The 18,437-nt window shown below is 57.2% G+C and carries 18 protein-coding genes; 12 read left to right on the top strand and 6 right to left on the bottom strand.

Going from position 1 to position 18,437, the window contains the following annotated elements; all coding sequences use genetic code 11:
- Positions 1-45 precede the first annotated feature (45 nt).
- From osmF to C6A40_RS07215, 4 genes are read left to right on the top strand one after another with little or no spacing between them, the layout of a single operon-like run.
- Positions 46-963, top strand: a complete 918-nt coding sequence (gene osmF / locus C6A40_RS07230) for a glycine betaine ABC transporter substrate-binding protein OsmF (protein WP_021241490.1) — start codon at positions 46-48, stop codon at positions 961-963.
- 12 nt (positions 964-975) lie between these two features.
- Positions 976-2,133, top strand: a complete 1,158-nt coding sequence (locus tag C6A40_RS07225) for an ABC transporter permease (protein WP_008500898.1) — start codon at positions 976-978, stop codon at positions 2,131-2,133.
- Positions 2,126-3,076, top strand: a complete 951-nt coding sequence (locus C6A40_RS07220) for an ABC transporter ATP-binding protein (RefSeq protein ID WP_045334392.1) — start codon at positions 2,126-2,128, stop codon at positions 3,074-3,076. The genes C6A40_RS07225 and C6A40_RS07220 overlap by 8 nt, the downstream gene beginning before the upstream one ends.
- Entirely contained in the window at positions 3,060-3,797 is a 738-nt protein-coding gene (locus C6A40_RS07215; protein ID WP_045334394.1) for an ABC transporter permease, read from the top strand. Before C6A40_RS07220 ends, C6A40_RS07215 begins: the two co-directional genes overlap by 17 nt.
- Here the strand turns inward: C6A40_RS07215 and C6A40_RS07210 are convergent.
- Both C6A40_RS07210 and mlrA read right to left on the bottom strand, forming a co-directional pair.
- Positions 3,772-3,885 carry a protein YohO gene (locus C6A40_RS07210; protein ID WP_008500895.1) on the bottom strand — a complete coding sequence of 38 codons (114 nt, stop codon included), beginning with the start codon at positions 3,883-3,885 and terminating at the stop codon, positions 3,772-3,774. The genes C6A40_RS07215 and C6A40_RS07210 overlap by 26 nt on opposite strands.
- A gap of 69 nt (positions 3,886-3,954) precedes the next feature.
- Complete coding sequence (gene mlrA, locus C6A40_RS07205; RefSeq protein ID WP_008500894.1) at positions 3,955-4,695, bottom strand: HTH-type transcriptional regulator MlrA; 741 nt, start codon at positions 4,693-4,695, stop codon at positions 3,955-3,957.
- A gap of 218 nt (positions 4,696-4,913) precedes the next feature.
- Between mlrA and C6A40_RS07200 the strand changes: the two genes are divergently transcribed.
- From C6A40_RS07200 to C6A40_RS07190, 3 genes are read left to right on the top strand one after another with little or no spacing between them, the layout of a single operon-like run.
- A complete protein-coding gene (locus C6A40_RS07200; RefSeq protein ID WP_032622865.1) occupies positions 4,914-6,599 on the top strand; it encodes a sensor histidine kinase in 1,686 nt (561 codons plus the stop codon).
- On the top strand, positions 6,593-7,312 hold the full coding sequence (btsR, locus tag C6A40_RS07195; RefSeq protein WP_045334395.1) for a two-component system response regulator BtsR: 720 nt from the start codon (positions 6,593-6,595) through the stop codon (positions 7,310-7,312). The genes C6A40_RS07200 and btsR overlap by 7 nt, the downstream gene beginning before the upstream one ends.
- Before the next feature lie 46 nt (positions 7,313-7,358).
- Positions 7,359-7,829: a DUF1456 family protein gene (locus tag C6A40_RS07190; RefSeq protein ID WP_008500891.1), complete on the top strand. Its 471-nt coding sequence runs from the start codon at positions 7,359-7,361 to the stop codon at positions 7,827-7,829.
- Between the two features lie 110 nt (positions 7,830-7,939).
- Here the strand turns inward: C6A40_RS07190 and metG are convergent, their stop codons facing one another.
- Complete coding sequence (metG, locus tag C6A40_RS07185; RefSeq protein ID WP_023344532.1) at positions 7,940-9,973, bottom strand: methionine--tRNA ligase; 2,034 nt, start codon at positions 9,971-9,973, stop codon at positions 7,940-7,942.
- A 137-nt stretch (positions 9,974-10,110) separates the two neighbouring features.
- Here metG and apbC point away from each other — a divergent pair, with 137 nt between their 5' ends.
- Complete coding sequence (apbC, locus tag C6A40_RS07180) at positions 10,111-11,220, top strand: iron-sulfur cluster carrier protein ApbC (protein WP_008500889.1); 1,110 nt, start codon at positions 10,111-10,113, stop codon at positions 11,218-11,220.
- Positions 11,221-11,315: 95 nt separating this feature from the next.
- On the opposite strand, the gene C6A40_RS07175 is transcribed toward apbC, so the two are convergent.
- Complete coding sequence (locus C6A40_RS07175) at positions 11,316-11,801, bottom strand: GNAT family N-acetyltransferase (protein ID WP_008500888.1); 486 nt, start codon at positions 11,799-11,801, stop codon at positions 11,316-11,318.
- Complete coding sequence (locus C6A40_RS07170; RefSeq protein ID WP_008500887.1) at positions 11,746-12,078, bottom strand: RcnB family protein; 333 nt, start codon at positions 12,076-12,078, stop codon at positions 11,746-11,748. Before C6A40_RS07170 ends, C6A40_RS07175 begins: the two co-directional genes overlap by 56 nt.
- Positions 12,079-12,566: 488 nt before the next feature.
- Here C6A40_RS07170 and C6A40_RS07165 point away from each other — a divergent pair, with 488 nt between their 5' ends.
- The 4 genes from C6A40_RS07165 (at position 12,567) to C6A40_RS07150 (ending at position 16,927) form a co-directional block, all read left to right on the top strand.
- The gene (locus C6A40_RS07165; RefSeq protein ID WP_008500886.1) at positions 12,567-13,703 is read left to right on the top strand and encodes a polysaccharide export protein; all 1,137 of its coding nucleotides are present in this window, start codon (positions 12,567-12,569) and stop codon (positions 13,701-13,703) included.
- Between the two features lie 2 nt (positions 13,704-13,705).
- Positions 13,706-14,137, top strand: coding sequence for an arsenate reductase/protein-tyrosine-phosphatase family protein (locus C6A40_RS07160; protein WP_021241484.1), 432 nt, complete (start codon positions 13,706-13,708; stop codon positions 14,135-14,137).
- Positions 14,138-14,154: 17 nt separating this feature from the next.
- Positions 14,155-16,335 carry a polysaccharide biosynthesis tyrosine autokinase gene (locus C6A40_RS07155; protein ID WP_045334397.1) on the top strand — a complete coding sequence of 727 codons (2,181 nt, stop codon included), beginning with the start codon at positions 14,155-14,157 and terminating at the stop codon, positions 16,333-16,335.
- A gap of 76 nt (positions 16,336-16,411) precedes the next feature.
- Positions 16,412-16,927 (top strand): protein disulfide oxidoreductase, encoded by a 516-nt coding sequence (locus C6A40_RS07150; RefSeq protein ID WP_045334400.1) that lies wholly within the window; start codon positions 16,412-16,414, stop codon positions 16,925-16,927.
- Between the two features lie 36 nt (positions 16,928-16,963).
- Here the strand turns inward: C6A40_RS07150 and C6A40_RS07145 are convergent, their stop codons facing one another.
- Entirely contained in the window at positions 16,964-18,430 is a 1,467-nt protein-coding gene (locus tag C6A40_RS07145; protein WP_032652716.1) for a pyridoxal phosphate-dependent decarboxylase family protein, read from the bottom strand.
- Between the last annotated feature and the right edge of the window lie 7 nt (positions 18,431-18,437).

Genomic DNA, 18,437 nt, shown 5'->3' with positions numbered 1-18,437 from the left:
CTCTCAAGCCTCTGAAAAAGGCAGCAAAAAAATGAGGATAGCGGAATGACGATTGCAAAGGGGATGTTGGGATCTGCGGTGTTACTGGCGGCGCTGAGCCTGCCGTTACAGGCGGCGGAGCCGGTAAAAGTGGGTTCGAAGATCGATACCGAAGGCGCGCTGCTCGGCAATATCATCTTGCAGGTGCTGGAAAGCCACGGCGTGAAAACGGTCAATAAAGTCCAGCTCGGCACCACGCCCGTCGTGCGCGGCGCGATTACCTCCGGCGAGCTGGATATCTACCCGGAATACACCGGCAACGGCGCATTCTTCTTCAAAGATGAAAACGATCCGGCATGGAAAAACGCCAAAGCCGGGTATGAGAAAGTCAAAAAGCTGGACGCGGAACAGAACAAACTGGTCTGGCTGACCCCGGCACCGGCCAACAATACCTGGACTATCGCCGTGCGCAAGGACGTGGCGGAGAAAGGGAAGCTGACTACCCTGGCGGATCTCAGCCGCTACCTGAAAGAGAAGGGCGACTTTAAGCTTGCGGCGTCGGCGGAGTTCATCGAGCGTCCTGACGCGCTGCCCGCGTTTGAAAAAGCCTACGACTTCAAGCTCGACCAGGCTCAGCTGCTCTCGCTGGCGGGTGGGGATACCGCGGTGACCATCAAAGCGGCGGCACAGCAAACTTCCGGCGTTAACGCGGCCATGGCCTACGGTACCGACGGCCCGGTGGCGGCGCTTGGCCTGCAGACCCTGACCGATCCAAAAGGCGTACAGCCAATTTACGCTCCGACCCCGGTGGTGCGTGAGGCGGTGCTGAAAGCGTACCCGGACATTGCAGAATGGCTCAAACCGGTCTTCGAAAAGCTGGATGAAAAAACGCTGCAGCAGCTGAATGCCAGCATTGCCGTCGAGGGGCTGGATGCCAAAAAAGTGGCCGCCGACTTCCTGAAACAACAAGGGCTTGTGAAGTAACGGGAAAAGGCTGTGCCAATAAAATGTCATAACCGCGTCCTGCTGCTGCTGGCCTGCGTGGCCATCGCAGCGGTCGCGTTACCGTTTGTCAACGTTGCCCCAAACCGCCTGATGTCGGGGGAGGGTAAAGCGCTCTGGCAGGTCTGGTCGTTTACGCCGGGGTGGCTGGCGGCGGCGCTGGGCGCGTGGGTGATCCTGTCGCTCTGGCAGGGACGCCCGGCCCAGTGGCTGACGCTGCTTCTCTCTGAAGGGCTTTTTATTCTCCTGTTCTGGAGCGCCGGGCTGGCGGCGACGCATATGGCCTCGGCGGAAAGTCCGCTGGCGAGAACCACTATCGGCAGCGGCCTGTGGCTGTGGCTGGCGCTCTGCCTGCTGGCCTGCAGCGATGCGATTCGTCGACTCATCCCCAGCGCCGTCTGGCGATGGGTGCTCAATGCGCAGATATGGTGTATTCCTTTACTCCTGCTGTTCAGCGGTGAGCTGAACAACCTCTCGCTGTTAAAAGAGTACGCCAACCGTCAGGAGGTGTTTGATGATGCCCTCGCGCAGCACCTGACGATCCTCTTCGGTACGCTCTTTCCGGCGCTTCTGGTTGGGATCCCCCTGGGCATGTGGTGCTATCGCCATCCTTCACGCCAGGGCGGGGTTTTTACCGTGCTCAACGTTATCCAGACCATTCCTTCCGTCGCGCTGTTTGGCCTGCTGATTGCGCCGCTGGCCGGGCTGGTGAAGTCGTTTCCGGCGCTGGGAATGCTGGGAATAGCCGGAACGGGATTAACGCCCGCGCTTATCGCGCTGGTGCTGTATGCCCTGCTGCCGCTGGTACGCGGCGTGGTCGCGGGCTTAGGTCAGGTCGCACCTGACGTGCTGGAAAGCGCCCATGCGATGGGAATGAGCGCGCGGCAGTGTTTCTGGAAAATTCAGCTGCCGCTGGCGCTGCCCCTGCTGTTGCGCAGCCTGAGGGTGGTGGCAGTTCAGACCGTCGGCATGGCGGTGATTGCGGCGCTGATTGGCGCGGGCGGCTTTGGCGCGCTGGTCTTCCAGGGGCTGCTGAGCAGTGCCCTGGATCTGGTGTTATTGGGCGTGGTGCCCACGATTGCGCTGGCGGTGGTCGTCGACGCACTGTTTGCCTTATGGCTCGCGCTGCTCGGGAGAAGAGCCAATGATTGAGTTTCATGATGTCAGTAAAATCTTTGCCGGTCGCCCGGCGGCGAGCCACCTGAACCTGAACTTTGCCGAGGGCGCGTTTTCCGTGCTGATTGGCACCTCCGGGTCGGGCAAATCCACCACCCTGAAGATGATCAACCGGCTGGTGGAGCATGACAGCGGGCTGATCCGCTTTGCCGGGGAAGAGATCCGCAGCCTGCCGGTCCTGGAGCTGCGCCGTCGGATGGGTTATGCCATACAGTCCATCGGACTGTTTCCGCACTGGACGGTGGCGCAGAACATCGCCACCGTGCTGCAGCTGGAGAAATGGTCGCGGACGAAAATCGCCGAACGTGTTGATGAGCTGATGTCTCTGCTGGGGCTAGAGCCCGCGCTGCGCGACCGCTATCCGCACCAGCTTTCCGGCGGGCAACAGCAGCGCGTGGGCGTGGCGCGTGCGCTGGCGGCCAACCCGCAGGTGCTGCTGATGGACGAACCCTTCGGCGCGCTGGATCCGGTCACGCGCGGGGCGCTGCAGGCGGAGATGACCCGCATTCACCGCATTCTTGGACGCACGATCGTGCTCGTGACGCACGATATTGATGAAGCCCTGCGCCTGGCCGACCATCTGGTGCTGATGGATCATGGCGAAGTGGTGCAGCAGGGCTCGCCGCTTGAGCTGTTAACCTGGCCGAAGAACGACTTTGTGCGCGAGTTTTTTGGCCGCAGCGAGTTGGGCGTCAGGCTGCTCTCCCTGCGAACGGTCAGCGACTATATGCGTCGGGAGGCGGCGCCGGTGAGCGGCGAACCGCTGCAGGCGCAGATGAGCCTGCGGGATGCGCTCTCCGCGTTTGTCGCGCGCCAGTGCGAGGTATTGCCCGTTGCGGATGCCCGGGGCGCGCCGTGCGGCACCTTACACTTTCGCGATCTGCTGGCCGGGGAGGTGACGCGTGAAGGCACTGCGTGATCCGCTTCTCTGGCTGGTAGCGCTCTTTGTCGGCTTACTGTTTCTGATGCCCCACAGCGCGGCGCTGTTTAACAGTCTCTTTCCCGGGCTGCCGCGGCCGGTGTATCAGCAGGAGAGATTCATTAATCTCGCCCTGGCGCATCTCTGGCTGGTGGCGCTCTCAAGCGCCATCGCGGTTGTGCTGGGCGTGGGGGCGGGCATCGCGGTCACGCGGCCCGCGGGCCGGGAGTTTCGCCCGCTGGTGGAGACGATTGCGGCCATCGGACAGACATTTCCCCCGGTGGCGGTGCTGGCGATAGCGGTGCCGGTGATGGGCTTTGGCCAACAGCCTGCCATCATTGCGCTGATTCTGTACGGCGTATTGCCGGTGCTGCAGGGCACGCTGGCGGGCCTCGCGGCGGTACCTGCGTCCGTGCTGAGCGTGGCGGAAGGGATGGGGATGAGTCGCGGTCAGCGGCTGCGCAAGGTTGAACTGCCGCTAGCGGCACCGGTTATCATTGCCGGGATCCGCACGTCGGTCATCATTAACATCGGGACGGCGACCATTGCGTCGACGGTCGGCGCTAATACGCTGGGCACGCCGATCATTATCGGCTTAAGCGGGTTTAATACGGCGTATATTGTGCAGGGAGCGCTGCTGGTTGCGCTGGCGGCAATCGTCGTCGATCGCGCTTTTGAGCGGCTGGCGCTGTACCTCAGCCGACACCGCCGCGAACAATAAACGAGTACCCTGCCAGCATCACGCCGCCGATACCGCTTACGGCCATCAGGACAAAAAGGGTAATAATGGCCAGTTTGGTTGCCTTCATCATGTGCTCCTGTTGTTAACGGAACAATTATACGGTGAAGCGCAGCTGTTAATGAACCATTAAATGCCGTTATGGCTCATCCGGACCAAGGGAATAGACCGGGTAACCATTCTCACGCCATTCCGTCAGCAGCTGTTGCTGCGAGGCGGACGGCACTTCGCCACACCAGACCAGCAGGGTCTGGCCGTCGAAAAACTCAGGTCTGAGCTGCGCCAGCGAGTGCGCCAGAACATCCACGCGCCAGCCCTTCTGGGTGGCAATCCACGCTTCCAGCCACAGGCGGGTGGTGTCGTGTACGTTCCAGCCGACAACCAGCGCATCTTTTCCGGCTTTGTTCTTCGCTGAGGCAAGGCAGACGGCAATGTAGTTGATCAGCACGCCGTCGAGCATGCTGAGCAGCGCCTGCAGGGTGGACTGCTGGCACTGCAGGCGTCGCCGGAGCGGAATGAAAAGATGGGATATCAGCGTCTGCGCCGGGTAATCGCGACCCTGCTCTTTTATCCATCCACGCAGGCGCTGCAGGTTGCCCGCCTGCAGGAGCCGCAGCAGGGTTTCCTGTTGTTCGCGCCAGAGATGTTGCGTATCCGGGTCGTCGTGGCTCAGCAGGGACTTCACTTTCCCAACCTGCACGCCGTTGTCAATCCAGCTTTTGATTTCGCGAATGCGGTCGATATCGTCATCATTAAAAAGGCGATGCCCACCGTCGGTCCTCTGCGGTTTGAGTAATCCATACCGTCGCTGCCACGCCCGTAGGGTAACGGGATTGATATCACAAAGGAGTGCCACTTCACCGATCGTGTAAAGCGCCATATTCGCCCCCTGGCTTACGCGTCCCCAGCTTAACTGTAGACCCACTTTGCCGAACCAGGAAGAATTGATTGTTTTTTGCACAAAGAATGCGAAGCGTATGCGATATTCTGAAAAAGGTGTGATAACGGGCACGATTTTGCGCTTTTTTGGGATGCTTCAAAGAAAGTTGAGCCGCATCCGTGTATGTTACGCGTTTTTTAGCATGTGCGGTTTTGAGTATGTACGAGTTTAACCTGGTGCTGCTGTTGCTTCAGCAGATGTGCGTGTTTCTGGTCATTGCCTGGCTGATGAGCAAAACGCGCCTGTTTATCCCGCTGATGCAGGTCACCGTCCGTCTGCCGCACAAATTCCTCTGCTACGTCGTATTTTCCATATTCTGCATTATGGGGACCTGGTTTGGTCTTCATATCGAAGACTCTATTGCCAATACGCGCGCTATCGGCGCGGTGATGGGCGGGCTGCTCGGCGGTCCCGTCGTCGGGGGGCTTGTCGGTTTAACCGGGGGGCTGCATCGCTATTCCATGGGGGGGATGACGGCTCTGAGCTGTATGATCTCCACGATTGTTGAAGGGCTCCTCGGCGGCCTGGTGCACAGCTATATGATCAAGCGCGGTCGCCCGGATAAAGTCTTCAGCCCGCTCACCGCCGGAGCCATTACCTTTGTGGCCGAAATGGCGCAGATGGCGATCATTCTGCTGATTGCCCGTCCGTTTGAGGATGCGCTGCACCTGGTCAGCAGCATTGCCGCTCCGATGATGGTGACCAATACCGTGGGCGCGGCGCTGTTTATGCGCATCCTGCTCGACAAGCGCGCCATGTTTGAGAAGTACACCTCGGCCTTTTCCGCCACGGCGCTGAAGGTTGCCGCCTCGACCGAAGGGATCCTGCGCCAGGGGTTTAACGAAGAGAACAGCATGAAGGTGGCCCAGGTGCTCTACAAGGAGCTGGATATCGGCGCGGTGGCGATAACCGATCGGGAAAAGCTGCTGGCCTTTACCGGCACCGGCGACGATCACCATCTGCCGGGCAAACCGATCTCCTCAGCCTATACGCTGCGCGCCATCGAAACCGGCGAGGTGGTGTATGCCGACGGTAACGAAGTGCCTTACCGCTGTTCGCTGCATCCCCAGTGCAAGCTGGGCTCCACGCTGGTGATTCCGCTTCGCGGCGAGAATCAGCGGGTGATGGGCACCATCAAGCTGTATGAGGCGAAAAACCGTCTGTTCAGCTCCATCAACCGCACGCTGGGGGAGGGGATCGCCCAGCTGCTGTCCGCGCAAATCCTCGCCGGACAGTATGAGCGGCAGAAAGCCCTGCTGACGCAGTCGGAGATTAAGCTGCTACATGCGCAGGTCAATCCGCATTTCCTGTTCAACGCCCTCAATACGCTTAAAGCGGTGATCCGCCGCGACAGCGATCAGGCCGCGCAGCTGGTGCAGTTTCTGTCGACCTTTTTCCGCAAGAACCTGAAGCGGCCGTCGGAGATCGTGACCCTCGCCGATGAGATTGAGCACGTGAATGCCTATCTGCAGATTGAGCAGGCGCGTTTCCAGTCGCGTCTGCAGGTGTCGCTCTCCGTGCCGGACGAGCTGGCGTATCAGCATCTTCCGGCCTTTACCCTGCAGCCGATTGTCGAAAATGCCATTAAGCACGGTACATCACAGCTGCTGGGAAGGGGGGAGATAACCATTGCCGCCAGCCGATTCAACCATCACCTGGTGCTGGATATTGAAGATAATGCCGGGCTTTATCAGCCTTCCGCCTCCGGCGGATTAGGGATGAGCCTGGTGGATAAACGCCTGCGCGCCCATTTTGGCGATGACTGTGGCATTACCGTCGCCTGCGAGCCCGACCGATTTACCCGTATTACCCTACGACTGCCGCTGGAGGAAAACGCATGTTAAAAGTGCTGATTGTGGATGACGAGCCGCTGGCACGGGAAAACCTGCGCGTTCTGCTGCAGGAGCAGCCGGATATTGAGATTGTGGGGGAGTGCGCCAACGCCATTGAGGCTATCGGCGCGGTGCACAAGCTGCGCCCGGACGTGCTGTTCCTTGATATTCAGATGCCCCGCATCAGCGGGCTGGAGATGGTCGGCATGCTTGACCCGGACCATCGTCCCTACATCGTGTTTCTGACGGCGTTCGACGAATATGCCGTTAAGGCCTTTGAGGAGCATGCGTTTGATTATTTACTCAAGCCGATTGAAGAGAAGCGTCTGGATAAAACGCTCACCCGTTTACGCCAGGAGCGCATCGTGCAGGACGTCACGCTGCTGGCGGAGAACCAGCAGCCGCTGAAGTTTATCCCCTGCACCGGGCACAGCCGGATCTATCTTCTGCAGATGGATGATGTGGCCTTTGTCAGCAGCCGCCTGAGCGGGGTATTTGTTACCAGCGCGGAAGGGAACGAAGGGTTTACCGAGCTGACCCTGCGCACGCTGGAGAGCCGCACGCCGCTGATTCGCTGTCACCGCCAGTACCTGGTGAATATGGCGCATCTGAAGGAGATCCGCCTGGAAGATAACGGCCAGGCCGAGCTGGTGCTGCGCGCCGGGCAAACCGTCCCGGTCAGCCGCCGCTACCTGAAGAGTTTGAAAGAGGCGATTGGGCTGTAAAGCTGGTACACTGCGCGCCATTGCATCATCGACATTCGAAGGCACTATGCTAAGTAACGATATTCTTCGTAGCCTGCGCTACACCCTGAAAGCGAACAATAACGACATGGTGCGCATTCTTGCGCTGTCCGACATGGAATCCACGTCTGCCAGTTTTGACACGTGGATGACCAAAGAAGACGAAGAGGGGTTTGTCCGCTGTCCTGATATCATTCTGTCTGGCTTCCTGAACGGCCTGATTTACGATAAGCGCGGCAAAGATCCTGCCGCGCCAGAGCTGGCGCTGGAGCGTCGGGTGAACAACAACACGGTGCTGAAAAAGCTGCGTATCGCGTTCTCGCTGAAAACGGACGATATCGTGGCGATCATGACCGAGCAAAAATTCCGCGTATCCGTGCCGGAAGTGACCGCCATGATGCGCGCACCGGATCATAAAAACTACCGCGAGTGCGGCGACCAGTTCCTGCGTAATTTCCTGCGCGGGCTGACCCACCGGGTGCATCACCCGAAGGCATGATGTTTAGCCGGGTGGCGGCTTCGCCTTACCCGGCCTACAAAACCCGTAGGCCCGTGCAGGCGTAGCGCCGCCGGGCAAAAAAAAGCCGGAGATAATCTCCGGCTTTTTTGTTATTTCACCTGCTGGCCAGGCTTCGCGCCTTCGTCAGGGCTTAACAGGAAGATATCTTTCCCGCCAGGGCCTGCGGCCATCACCATCCCCTCAGAGATGCCGAAGCGCATTTTGCGCGGTGCCAGGTTGGCGACCATCACGGTCTGACGGCCGATCAGCACCTGCGGATCCGGATAGGCAGAACGGATGCCGGAGAAGACGTTGCGCTTCTCGCCGCCCAGATCCAGCGTCAGGCGCAGCAGCTTGTCAGAGCCGTCCACGAACTCCGCGTTCTCGATCAGCGCCACGCGCAGGTCGACTTTGGCGAAATCGTCAAAGGTAATGGTTTCCTGAATCGGATCGTCCGCCAGCGGGCCGGTGACCGGTGCCGCAGCCGCCTTCACTTCTTCTTTGGATGCTTCTACCAGGGCTTCAACCTGCTTCATCTCGATGCGGTTGTACAGCGCCTTGAAGGTGTTCACCTTGTGGCCGAGCAGCGGCTGCTGAATAGCATCCCAGGTCAGTTCGGTGTTCAGGAACGCTTCAGCGCGGGCTGCCAGCTGCGGCAGAACCGGCTTCAGCCAGGTCATCAGCACGCGGAACATGTTCAGACCCATGGTGCAGATCGCCTGCAGGTCGGCGTCACGGCCTTCCTGTTTCGCGACAACCCACGGGGCCTGCTCGTCCACATAGCGGTTGGCAACGTCGGCCAGCGCCATGATTTCACGAATCGCTTTACCGAATTCACGGCTTTCCCAGGCTTCGCCAACCGCAGCGGCGGCATCGGTGAAGGTTTTATACAGCGCCGGATCGGCCAGTTCGGCAGAAAGCACGCCGTCAAAGCGCTTGGCAATAAAGCCCGCGTTACGGGACGCCAGGTTCACCACCTTGTTCACGATGTCCGCGTTTACGCGCTGCACGAAATCTTCCAGGTTCAGGTCGATATCGTCGATGCGGGAAGAGAGCTTCGCGGTGTAGTAGTAGCGCAGGCTGTCCGCGTCGAAGTGGTTCAGCCAGGTGCTGGCCTTGATGAACGTCCCGCGGGACTTGGACATCTTGGCGCCGTTCACCGTCACGTAGCCGTGAACAAACAGGTTGGTTGGCTTGCGGAAGTTGCTGCCTTCCAGCATGGCCGGCCAGAACAGGCTGTGGAAGTAAACGATGTCTTTGCCGATGAAGTGGTACAGCTCGGCGGTAGAGTCTTTCTTCCAGTATTCGTCGAAGCTGACGATGTCGCCACGCTTGTCGCACAGGTTCTTGAAGGAGCCCATGTAGCCGATTGGCGCGTCCAGCCAGACGTAGAAGTATTTGCCCGGCGCGTTCGGGATTTCGAAGCCGAAATACGGCGCATCGCGGGAGATATCCCACTGCTGCAGGCCGGATTCGAACCACTCCTGCATCTTGTTCGCTACCTGCTCCTGCAGCGCGCCGCTGCGGGTCCATGCCTGCAGCATTTCGCTGAAGGACGGCAGGTCAAAGAAGAAGTGCTCGGAGTCACGCATCACAGGCGTGGCGCCGGAAACCACGGATTTCGGCTCGATAAGCTCGGTTGGGCTGTAGGTCGCGCCGCACACTTCGCAGTTATCGCCGTACTGGTCCGGGGATTTACATTTCGGACAGGTGCCTTTGACGAAGCGGTCCGGCAGGAACATGCCTTTTTCCGGATCGTACAGCTGAGAGATGGTGCGGTTTTTGATAAAACCGTTCTCTTTCAGACGGGTGTAGATCAGCTCCGACAGCTCGCGGTTTTCGTCGCTGTGCGTGGAGTGATAGTTGTCATAGCTGATGTCAAAGCCAGCAAAATCGGTCTGATGCTCCTGACTCATTTCGGCAATCATCTGCTCCGGGGAGATCCCCAGCTGCTGCGCTTTCAGCATGATCGGCGTGCCGTGGGCATCGTCCGCACAGATGAAGTTAACCTCGTGGCCGCGCATTCGCTGGTAACGGACCCAGACATCAGCCTGGATATGCTCCAGCATGTGGCCGAGGTGGATTGAGCCGTTGGCGTACGGCAGTGCGCACGTTACCAGAATTTTCTTCGCGACTTGAGTCATAGTAGGCATTACTTCTTTTAACTGTGAAAAGGGTTTTTGATATTACCAAAAGGGGCATTATTAAGTAAGCACAAACCACGGCCTTTCAGGTAAACTTGTTCATCTAAGGTCTTATTCACAAGAACAAAGGAGTCGGGATGAGTTCTCAATCCCAGGCCAAATCACCGGAAGCCTTACGAGCAATGGTCGCCGGGACGCTGGCTAACTTTCAGCATCCAACCCTGAAGCACAATCTCACTACGCTGAAAGCGTTACACCACGTTGCCTGGCTGGACGACACGCTGCACGTTGAGCTGCAGATGCCGTTCGTCTGGACCAGCGCCTTTGACGCGCTGAAAGAGCAGACCAGCGCCGAGCTGCTGCGCATTACCGGCGCGAAGGCGATCGACTGGAAGCTGAGCCACAGCATCGCCACGCTGAAGCGCGTGAAAAACCAGCCTGGCGTCAACGGCGTGAAAAACATCATTGCCGTCAGCTCGGGCAAGGGCGGGGTGGGGAAATCCTCTACTGCCGTAAACCTGGCGCTGGCGCTGGCAGCGGAAGGGGCAAAGGTCGGTATTCTGGATGCCGACATCTACGGCCCGTCTATTCCAAACATGCTGGGCGCGGAAAACCAGCGTCCAACCTCGCCCGATGGGACCCACATGGCGCCGATCATGGCGCACGGTCTGGCGACCAACTCCATCGGTTACCTGGTGACTGACGATAACGCCATGGTCTGGCGCGGCCCGATGGCCAGCAAAGCGCTGCTGCAGATGCTGCAGGAGACGATGTGGCCGGATCTGGATTATCTGGTGCTGGACATGCCGCCGGGGACCGGTGACATCCAGCTCACGCTGGCGCAGAACATTCCGGTGACGGGTGCCGTTGTGGTGACCACGCCGCAGGATATCGCGCTGATCGACGCCAAAAAAGGCATCGTGATGTTCGAGAAGGTGGAAGTGCCGGTGCTCGGTATCGTTGAGAACATGAGCATGCACATCTGCAGCAACTGCGGTCACCACGAACCTATCTTCGGTACGGGCGGGGCAGAAAAACTGGCTGCGAAGTATCACACCCAACTGCTGGGACAGATGCCGCTGCACATTACCCTGCGTGAAGATCTGGACAGCGGCAAGCCGACGGTGGTCAGCCGTCCGGACAGCGAATTTGCAGAGATGTATCGTCAGCTGGCGGGACGCGTTGCGGCGCAGCTTTACTGGCAGGGCGAAGTCATCCCGGGCGAAATCGCGTTCCGCGCGGTGTAATACCTCTTCTTCGCTTAGTGCCGGGTGGCGGCTTCGCCTTACCCGGCCTACGAAATACGGTTTTGAAGGTCAGGTAAGCGAAGCGCCACCTGACTTTACCCAAGCCGATAGTGCATCAAATAATACTCTCCCTCCGGAGAATCCCCCGTCGCCTCAATGTGCCAGCCGTGCCGCTGGTAAAACGCGACAGCCCGCGCATTCTTCACCAGACACTTAAGCGAACCCGTACTGGTAAACGTCTTCTGCACCTGTTCCAGAAGCATTTTCCCGACGCCGTGGCTTTGATACTGCGGGTCAACAAAGAGGTTGTGCAGAAAATTATCGTTCGCCCAGACGGAGGCAAAGCCCAGGCGATGGCCGTTCTGCGTGGCAACCCAAATCACTTCGTCACGGGTGGCCGCGTCAAAGTCTTCAAGCTGCCAGTCTGAGCTGTCCAGCCATGGCCATGCCTCACGCCGGGCGTGGAGAAAGAGCGTGCGCAGGAAAGGACGATCGCTTTCCTGCCAGGGGCGGATCAGAATGGTCTTAGCGGTGATAGAAAATATCTCCGTTATAGGCTTTGTAGATTTTGCCGTCCGCATCGCCGATCAGCACGTAGTTCTCGCCCATGTAGGTCCAGTGGGTCCCGGCATCCGGAGCCGGCAGGTTACGCAGCTGGTACTGTTTGATGGTGTACTCCGGCGTTTGATACTGCGCCGGCGCCGTGTCGCCAATCTTGAATTTCGTGAAGTCAGCGATGAACTCTTGTTCTTCATAGGCCTTGATGCCGGAGGGTGCAGCGGCCGTTTGCGGGGCAGAGAATGCGGATCCCGCCAGAGACAGTAATACACCCAGAAGCAGCAGTTTACGCTTAGCCATTTTTTCTCCAGTGATATCGTTACAGATACTTTTCGTCTGCGGGACGTCGAAAGCGAAGCAGACAGTCCATTTTAAGTATCCACGCAGGGTATGTTTGAAAAAAAATGTAACAAAAGTGGACGATTTTGTGTAGCCCAATTGCGTGATGTTTATCAGTGTCGGGAATATTGTCGATGCATTATATTTTTAATATTTATCATTTCATTAATTAATTCTGAAAATAACTTTCCATATCAAAGTTAGAAAGCGAGGCGAATGCTTTCTCTCTGAAGAGCATTTAATATTGCCTCCGGATGAAGCGTGCTGACATCCGTTTTTTTAACCAGATCGAGTATAGGATCTGTTTTTTAAAACGCGGGTGAGGTGTGTTTTATAAGGACAGGAAGTTCATCTCTCATAAGCATAATTGATTACATTTCATGGGGTTGGATTGGGTCTTTTTACAGGCTTAACGATAAACGCAACGTTAAAAAGAAATATTTATATTAATGAAAAGTACAACTGCATTTTCGCTGTTATTTCTCAGTATTAGTCAGTTAACAGGGTGTGTTTTTTCACCTGGTCAGAACTTAAGTGTGTCAGGTAAGAAAGTTATTTCGGCGGAAGAGGCAAATTATCAGCTTGATAAGCGCGTGGAAATTTTTCCGCTGACCCCGGAGTGGATTGAAAAACTGCGCCCGCCCGTGTCGAAATCTCAGGCAAATCCTAATCTGGACAAGCAGATCAAAAACTGGGAATACCGTATTGGTGCAGGCGACATCCTGACGGTCACCGTCTGGGATCACCCTGAATTAACAACGCCCGCAGGACAATATCGTAGCGCGAGCGATACAGGCAACTGGGTCAACGCTGACGGTACGCTCTTTTATCCCTATGTCGGTAAACTGCGGGTGGCAGGAAAAACGGTTTCACAGGTACGTGAAGAGATTACGGCTCGACTGGATAGCGTCATTGAGAGTCCGCAGGTGGACGTCAGCGTAGCCTCCTTCCGTTCACAAAAAGCCTACGTCACCGGAGAGGTGGAAAAATCGGGTCAACAGCCGATAACCAATATTCCGCTGACGGTGATGGATGCGATTAACGCCGCGGGTGGGCTCTCGGCGGATGCCGACTGGCGTAACGTCGTGCTCACACACAATGGACAGGACGCCCACCTCTCACTCTATGCCCTGATGCAGCATGGCGATTTGACCCAAAATAAGCTGCTTTATCCTGGCGATATCCTGTTTGTTCCCCGGAACGACGCGCTGAAAGTGTTCGTAATGGGCGAGGTGGTGAAACAGAGCACCCTTAAGATGGATCGTAGCGGCATGACGTTGGCCGAGGCCCTGGGAAATGCCGGGGGGCTTAACCAAAATATGGCCGATGCAACCGGCATTTTTGTTATTCGCCAGGTATCGAAAAAAGGTGACACCGACAAAATCGCCAATATCTATCAGCTGAATGCGGAAGATGCTTCAGCCATGGTGCTGGGTACGGAATTCCAGCTTGAGCCGTATGACATTGTCTACGTCACCACGGCACCGCTATCGCGCTGGAATCGCGTGATCTCCCAACTGGTGCCCACCATCAGCGGCGTACATGACCTGACCGAAACCGTTCGTAACATCCGATCGTGGCCGTAGTCATGTTCCATTCAATCTTAGTGGTCTGCACCGGCAATATTTGCCGCTCACCCATTGGTGAGCGGCTATTGCGTCAGCAATTACCCGGCAGGCAGGTCACCTCTGCAGGTATTTTCGGACTAGAAGGACGCCCGGCGGATGCGAGTGCGCAGGCTGTGGCCTTGCGTCACGGCCTTTCGCTGGAGGGGCACGTTGCCCGCAGGGTGACGTGCAGTCTGTTGCAACAGTCCGACTTGATTCTGGTGATGGAGCCGGAACACCTTCGTTTTATTGCCACAATGGCCCCGGAGAACCGGGGAAAATCGCTGCTATTTGGACAATGGCTGGAAACCCAGGACATTCCCGACCCGTATCGCAAAAGCCGTGAAGCCTTTGAATATGTTTTCGGGCAATTGGGGAAAGCCAGTCAGGAATGGGCTCGTCGTTTGAGTTAACAAGGAATGAAGCCGTAATGTCGTCTTCTAAATCAGACAAATATAGTGCTGCGACACCGCAGAATAACGAAATGGATCTCATTCAGTTGCTTGCTGAGATGTTCGATCACCGGGTAATGATCGCGTGCGTTACGCTTCTGTTCACGGTATGTGCGGGGATCTACGCCTTCAGCGTCACGCCGGTTTATCAGGCTGATGCCCTGGTGCAGGTCGAAGCGAAGCAGGGCAACGCGCTGCTCAAGAACCTGACCTCGTTCAGATCCGATCTCTCACCCGATGTCGCTCCAGAACTTTTACTCCTTAAATCACGGATGGTCCTCGGACAGACCGTTGATCGGTTAGGGCTGACCTACGAGGTTAATAGGCGCTTGTTCCCCGTCATTGGGGCTTTCTGGGAGCACGTGCAGGGGCACAACCCCGCTGAAATCACGATTGGCTCGCTGAATATTCCGTCTGTGGAGGGGGATCCACAAACGCTTTTACTCACTGTTCTCGAGCAAGGGCGATATCGTCTTGAGGGACAAACGCTTGAGGCAGAAGGCGTTGTTGGAAAAGCGCTGCTTAAAGAGGGCGTCTCTCTTCTGGTGACCTCCCTCAATGCGGCACCGGGAACCCAGTTTACCCTCAACATCGTTACCAGGCTTGAGGCCATCAACGCCATTCAGAGCAGACTGACGGTTGTGGAGTCGTCGAAACAGAGTGGTATGATCGCCTTAACGTTAACGGGTGACGATCCCGGCAAGACCGCTACGGTACTTAATACGATTGCCGAAAATTTTCTCAGCCAGAACATTGCGCGCCAGGAAGCTAAAGATTCCCGTAGCCTCACGTTCTTACAGGATCAGTTACCTAAAATCAGTCGCGAACTGGATGAAGCCGAGGCGCGACTGAATGCCTATCGAGAGCAAAGCGATTCGGTCGATTTATCTCTTGAGGCAAAGTCGGTTCTTGATCAGGTGGTTAACGTGGAAAATCAGCTTAACGCGCTGACGTTTCGCGAGGCAGAGGTCTCTCAGCTGTTCAAAAAGGACCATCCCACCTACCGTGCTTTACTGGAGAAAAAACAAACGCTTGAGCGGGAACGCGCGCGCCTGTATAGCCGCGTCTCCTCCATGCCATCCACGCAGCAGGAAATATTACGCCTGAGTCGTGATGTTGAATCCGGGCGCGCCGTATACATGCAGTTGCTGACGCGTCAGCAAGAGCTGAGCATCTCGCGCTCCAGCGCTATCGGGAATGTGCGGATCATAGACCCGGCGGTGACGCAGCCGGCCCCAGTCAGACCGCGCAAAGCCCTCGTCATTCTGTTTGGCATGATGATAGGGCTGCTCCTCTCTGCCGGAACGGTTTTAGTGCGTTCCGCCTTCAAGCGGGGCATTACCTCGTCAGAACAACTTGAAGAATTCGGGATGCCGCTGCTGGTAACGCTTCCGCGCTCGGTATGGTTATGGAAAAAAACGCACCTGCGCAGGAGAAACCTGTTTACTTCCCACTGGAAGCACAGGATATCCAACGTGCCTTTCCTGCCCATTGACCGTCCGGCTGATACGTTTGTCGAGGCGATGCGTGGGCTGCGCACCAGTTTGCATTTTACCATGATGGATACCGCAAACCGGGTTGTCGTGGTGTCTGGCCCCACGCAGGACTGCGGAAAGACGTTGGTCAGTACTTCACTGGCGTCGATTGTGGCACAGGCCGGACAGCGGGTGCTGTTTGTTGATGCGGATATGCGCAAAGGGTATGTCCACAATGTGTTCAGGCTGAACAATCATCGGGGGGTGTCCTGCGTGCTCGACGGAACCGTTGGGTGGCAGGAGGCGGTTCAACGCTTTGAGAAAGGCGGTTTTGATGTACTGACCTGCGGACCTCAACCTACGCATCCCGTTGACCTGCTCATGAGTGAACGCTTCCAGGATGTGATGGCGCAGATTGAAAAGCGGTATGACATCGTGATTATCGACACTCCACCTGTGCTTGCCGTGACGGATGCTTTGCTGATCGCCAGAGCAGCAGCCACAACGCTGCTGGTCGCCCGCTTTGGTAAAACCAGCGTGAAAGAGATCGAGACCAGCCTTAAGCGTATGGAACGGATGAACGTAAAGGTAAATGGCGTGATCCTCAATGACATTGTGAAATCGGCGGCGCTCTATTACAACTCGGGGTATAGCGCTTACGACTATGGCTATACCCGGGAGTAACCCTGGCGCGACATTTCTTTACAGCGTGATGGTGTATTGCCCGTTAAGATGACCTTCGTTAAAACACGAGGTCACAATGGATAACCGCAAAATCAATCGACTGCGCCGCTGGGCGCGGGAAGGAGTCATACTCGTTCTGCTGACGCTGGCCGTGGCGTGGGGAGTTGATCAATACCGAAAACCGACACTCCCCGCCAGTTTTAGTGCAACGCCGATGACGAGCATCGACGAAAAAATGCATGATATTGCGGCGCTCAGCCAGGAGCGTCCGCTGCTGATCTACGTCTGGGCGACCTGGTGCAGCATTTGCCGTTACACCACGCCTGCGGTTAATCAGCTGGCAGAAGAGGACGGGAACGTGGTGAGTATCGCCATGCGCTCTGGTGATAACGCAAAGCTTGCACGCTGGGTTGACAAGAAACAGCTTAAAATGCCGGTGATAAACGATGAAAACGGTGCGCTGTCGCAGGCGTGGCAGGTGAGCGTGACGCCGACGTTAGTCATTGTATCGAAGGGGAACGTGGTCAGTACCACAACGGGCTGGACGAGCTACTGGGGATTAAAAATCAGGATGTGGTGGGCGGGCTTATAAGAATAACCCCTCTCCCGGCGGGAGAGGGGTTTTGTATTACTTAGCCAGAACTTCCTGCGCGGTGCGCTCAACCAGAGACAGCAGGGTTTTGATATCTTCCAGCGTCACGGTTGGGTTCAGCAGCGTCAGCTTCAGGCAGGTCACGCCGTTATGCTCGGTCACGCCGACGTTTGCACGGCCGGATTCCAGCAGCGCATCACCAATTTTCTGGTTCAGCAGGGCGATACCGGCATCATCTGCCTGCACCTCGCCACGGAAGCGGAACAGCACGCTTGCCAGCTGCGGCTGCATAACCAGTTCCAGCGCAGGCTGCGCTTTCACGTACGCCGCAACCTGCTGTGCCAGGGTCACGCCGTGATCGATGATCGCCGCGTATTGCTCCTGACCCAGCGCTTCCAGGCTCATCCACAGCTTCAGCGCGTCGAAACGACGGGTGGTCTGCAGCGATTTGGACACCAGGTTCGGCACGCCGGCTTCTTCGTCGAACTCAGAGTTCAGGTAAGCCGCCTGATAGCGCATCAGCTCATAGTGGCGCGCTTCTTTCAGCAGGAACGCGCCGCAGCTGATGGTCTGGAAGAACTGCTTGTGGAAGTCCAGGGTGACGGAATCCACCAGCTCAATGCCGTCCAGGTAGTGACGATACTGCTCAGACATCAGCAGCGCGCCGCCCCAGGCCGCATCAACGTGTACCCAGATGTTCTGCTTCGCCGCCAGTTCAGCAATGGCGCGCAGCGGATCGATAGCGCCGGCATCGGTGGTACCTGCCGTTGCGACGATCGCCAGAATCTGCTCGCCGTTCGCATTGCACTGTTCGATTTTCGCCGCCAGATCGGTCAGATCCATGCGGGAGAATTCGTCCGTTTTCACCTGCACCACGGACTGGTAGCCCAGACCCATCAGCGCCATGTTTTTCTGCACGGAGAAGTGCGCGTTTTCAGAGCACAGTACGCGGATCTTACGCAGATCGCCCACCAGACCGTCCTGCTGAACGGAGTGACCCTGACGCGCAAAGAACGCATCGCGCGCCAGCATCAGGCCCATCAGGTTGCTCTGGGTTCCGCCGCTGGTGAAGACACCGGCGTCGCCAGCCTGATAACCCACGCGGGTACGCAGCCACTCGATCAGTTTGATCTCGATGATGGTTGCGGACGGGCTTTGATCCCAGGAGTCCATACTCTGGTTAGTGGCGTTGATCAGCACTTCCGCCGCCTGGCTTACCACCAGGCTTGGGCAGTGCAGGTGCGCCACACACTGCGGGTGATGAACGGACAGGCTGTCTTTCAGGAAGAACTCCACGGCGCGTTCAATCGCCGCTTCGTTGCCCAGCCCTTTCGGGTTGAAATCCAGCTTAATACGGTCGCGCAGTTCCGCGACCGTTTTGCCCTGGTACATCTCAGGCTGTTTCAGCCACTGCATCACAGCCTGAGTGCTTTGTTCAATCGCCTGCTGGTAAGCTTCAATGCTCTGCGCAGAGGAGAACAAAATTGGGTTTGAATCAGACATCGTAATC

The organism is Enterobacter sp. GER_MD16_1505_Eko_090 (assembly GCF_003331015.1).
Lineage (GTDB): Bacteria > Pseudomonadota > Gammaproteobacteria > Enterobacterales > Enterobacteriaceae > Enterobacter > Enterobacter roggenkampii.
This window is presented reverse-complemented; position numbering and strand designations above follow the sequence as displayed.

Coding starts and splice junctions, on each gene's coding strand:
- osmF (WP_021241490.1), top strand. CDS start 46: ATGACGATTGCAAAGGGGATGTTGGGATCTGCGGTGTTACTGGCGGCG.
- C6A40_RS07220 (WP_045334392.1), top strand. CDS start 2,126: ATGATTGAGTTTCATGATGTCAGTAAAATCTTTGCCGGTCGCCCGGCG.
- C6A40_RS07210 (WP_008500895.1), bottom strand. CDS start 3,885: ATGAAGGCAACCAAACTGGCCATTATTACCCTTTTTGTCCTGATGGCC.
- mlrA (WP_008500894.1), bottom strand. CDS start 4,695: ATGGCGCTTTACACGATCGGTGAAGTGGCACTCCTTTGTGATATCAAT.
- C6A40_RS07200 (WP_032622865.1), top strand. CDS start 4,914: ATGTACGAGTTTAACCTGGTGCTGCTGTTGCTTCAGCAGATGTGCGTG.
- btsR (WP_045334395.1), top strand. CDS start 6,593: ATGTTAAAAGTGCTGATTGTGGATGACGAGCCGCTGGCACGGGAAAAC.
- C6A40_RS07190 (WP_008500891.1), top strand. CDS start 7,359: ATGCTAAGTAACGATATTCTTCGTAGCCTGCGCTACACCCTGAAAGCG.
- metG (WP_023344532.1), bottom strand. CDS start 9,973: ATGACTCAAGTCGCGAAGAAAATTCTGGTAACGTGCGCACTGCCGTAC.
- apbC (WP_008500889.1), top strand. CDS start 10,111: ATGAGTTCTCAATCCCAGGCCAAATCACCGGAAGCCTTACGAGCAATG.
- C6A40_RS07175 (WP_008500888.1), bottom strand. CDS start 11,801: ATGCGGACGGCAAAATCTACAAAGCCTATAACGGAGATATTTTCTATC.
- C6A40_RS07170 (WP_008500887.1), bottom strand. CDS start 12,078: ATGGCTAAGCGTAAACTGCTGCTTCTGGGTGTATTACTGTCTCTGGCG.
- C6A40_RS07165 (WP_008500886.1), top strand. CDS start 12,567: ATGAAAAGTACAACTGCATTTTCGCTGTTATTTCTCAGTATTAGTCAG.
- C6A40_RS07160 (WP_021241484.1), top strand. CDS start 13,706: ATGTTCCATTCAATCTTAGTGGTCTGCACCGGCAATATTTGCCGCTCA.
- C6A40_RS07155 (WP_045334397.1), top strand. CDS start 14,155: ATGTCGTCTTCTAAATCAGACAAATATAGTGCTGCGACACCGCAGAAT.
- C6A40_RS07150 (WP_045334400.1), top strand. CDS start 16,412: ATGGATAACCGCAAAATCAATCGACTGCGCCGCTGGGCGCGGGAAGGA.
- C6A40_RS07145 (WP_032652716.1), bottom strand. CDS start 18,430: ATGTCTGATTCAAACCCAATTTTGTTCTCCTCTGCGCAGAGCATTGAA.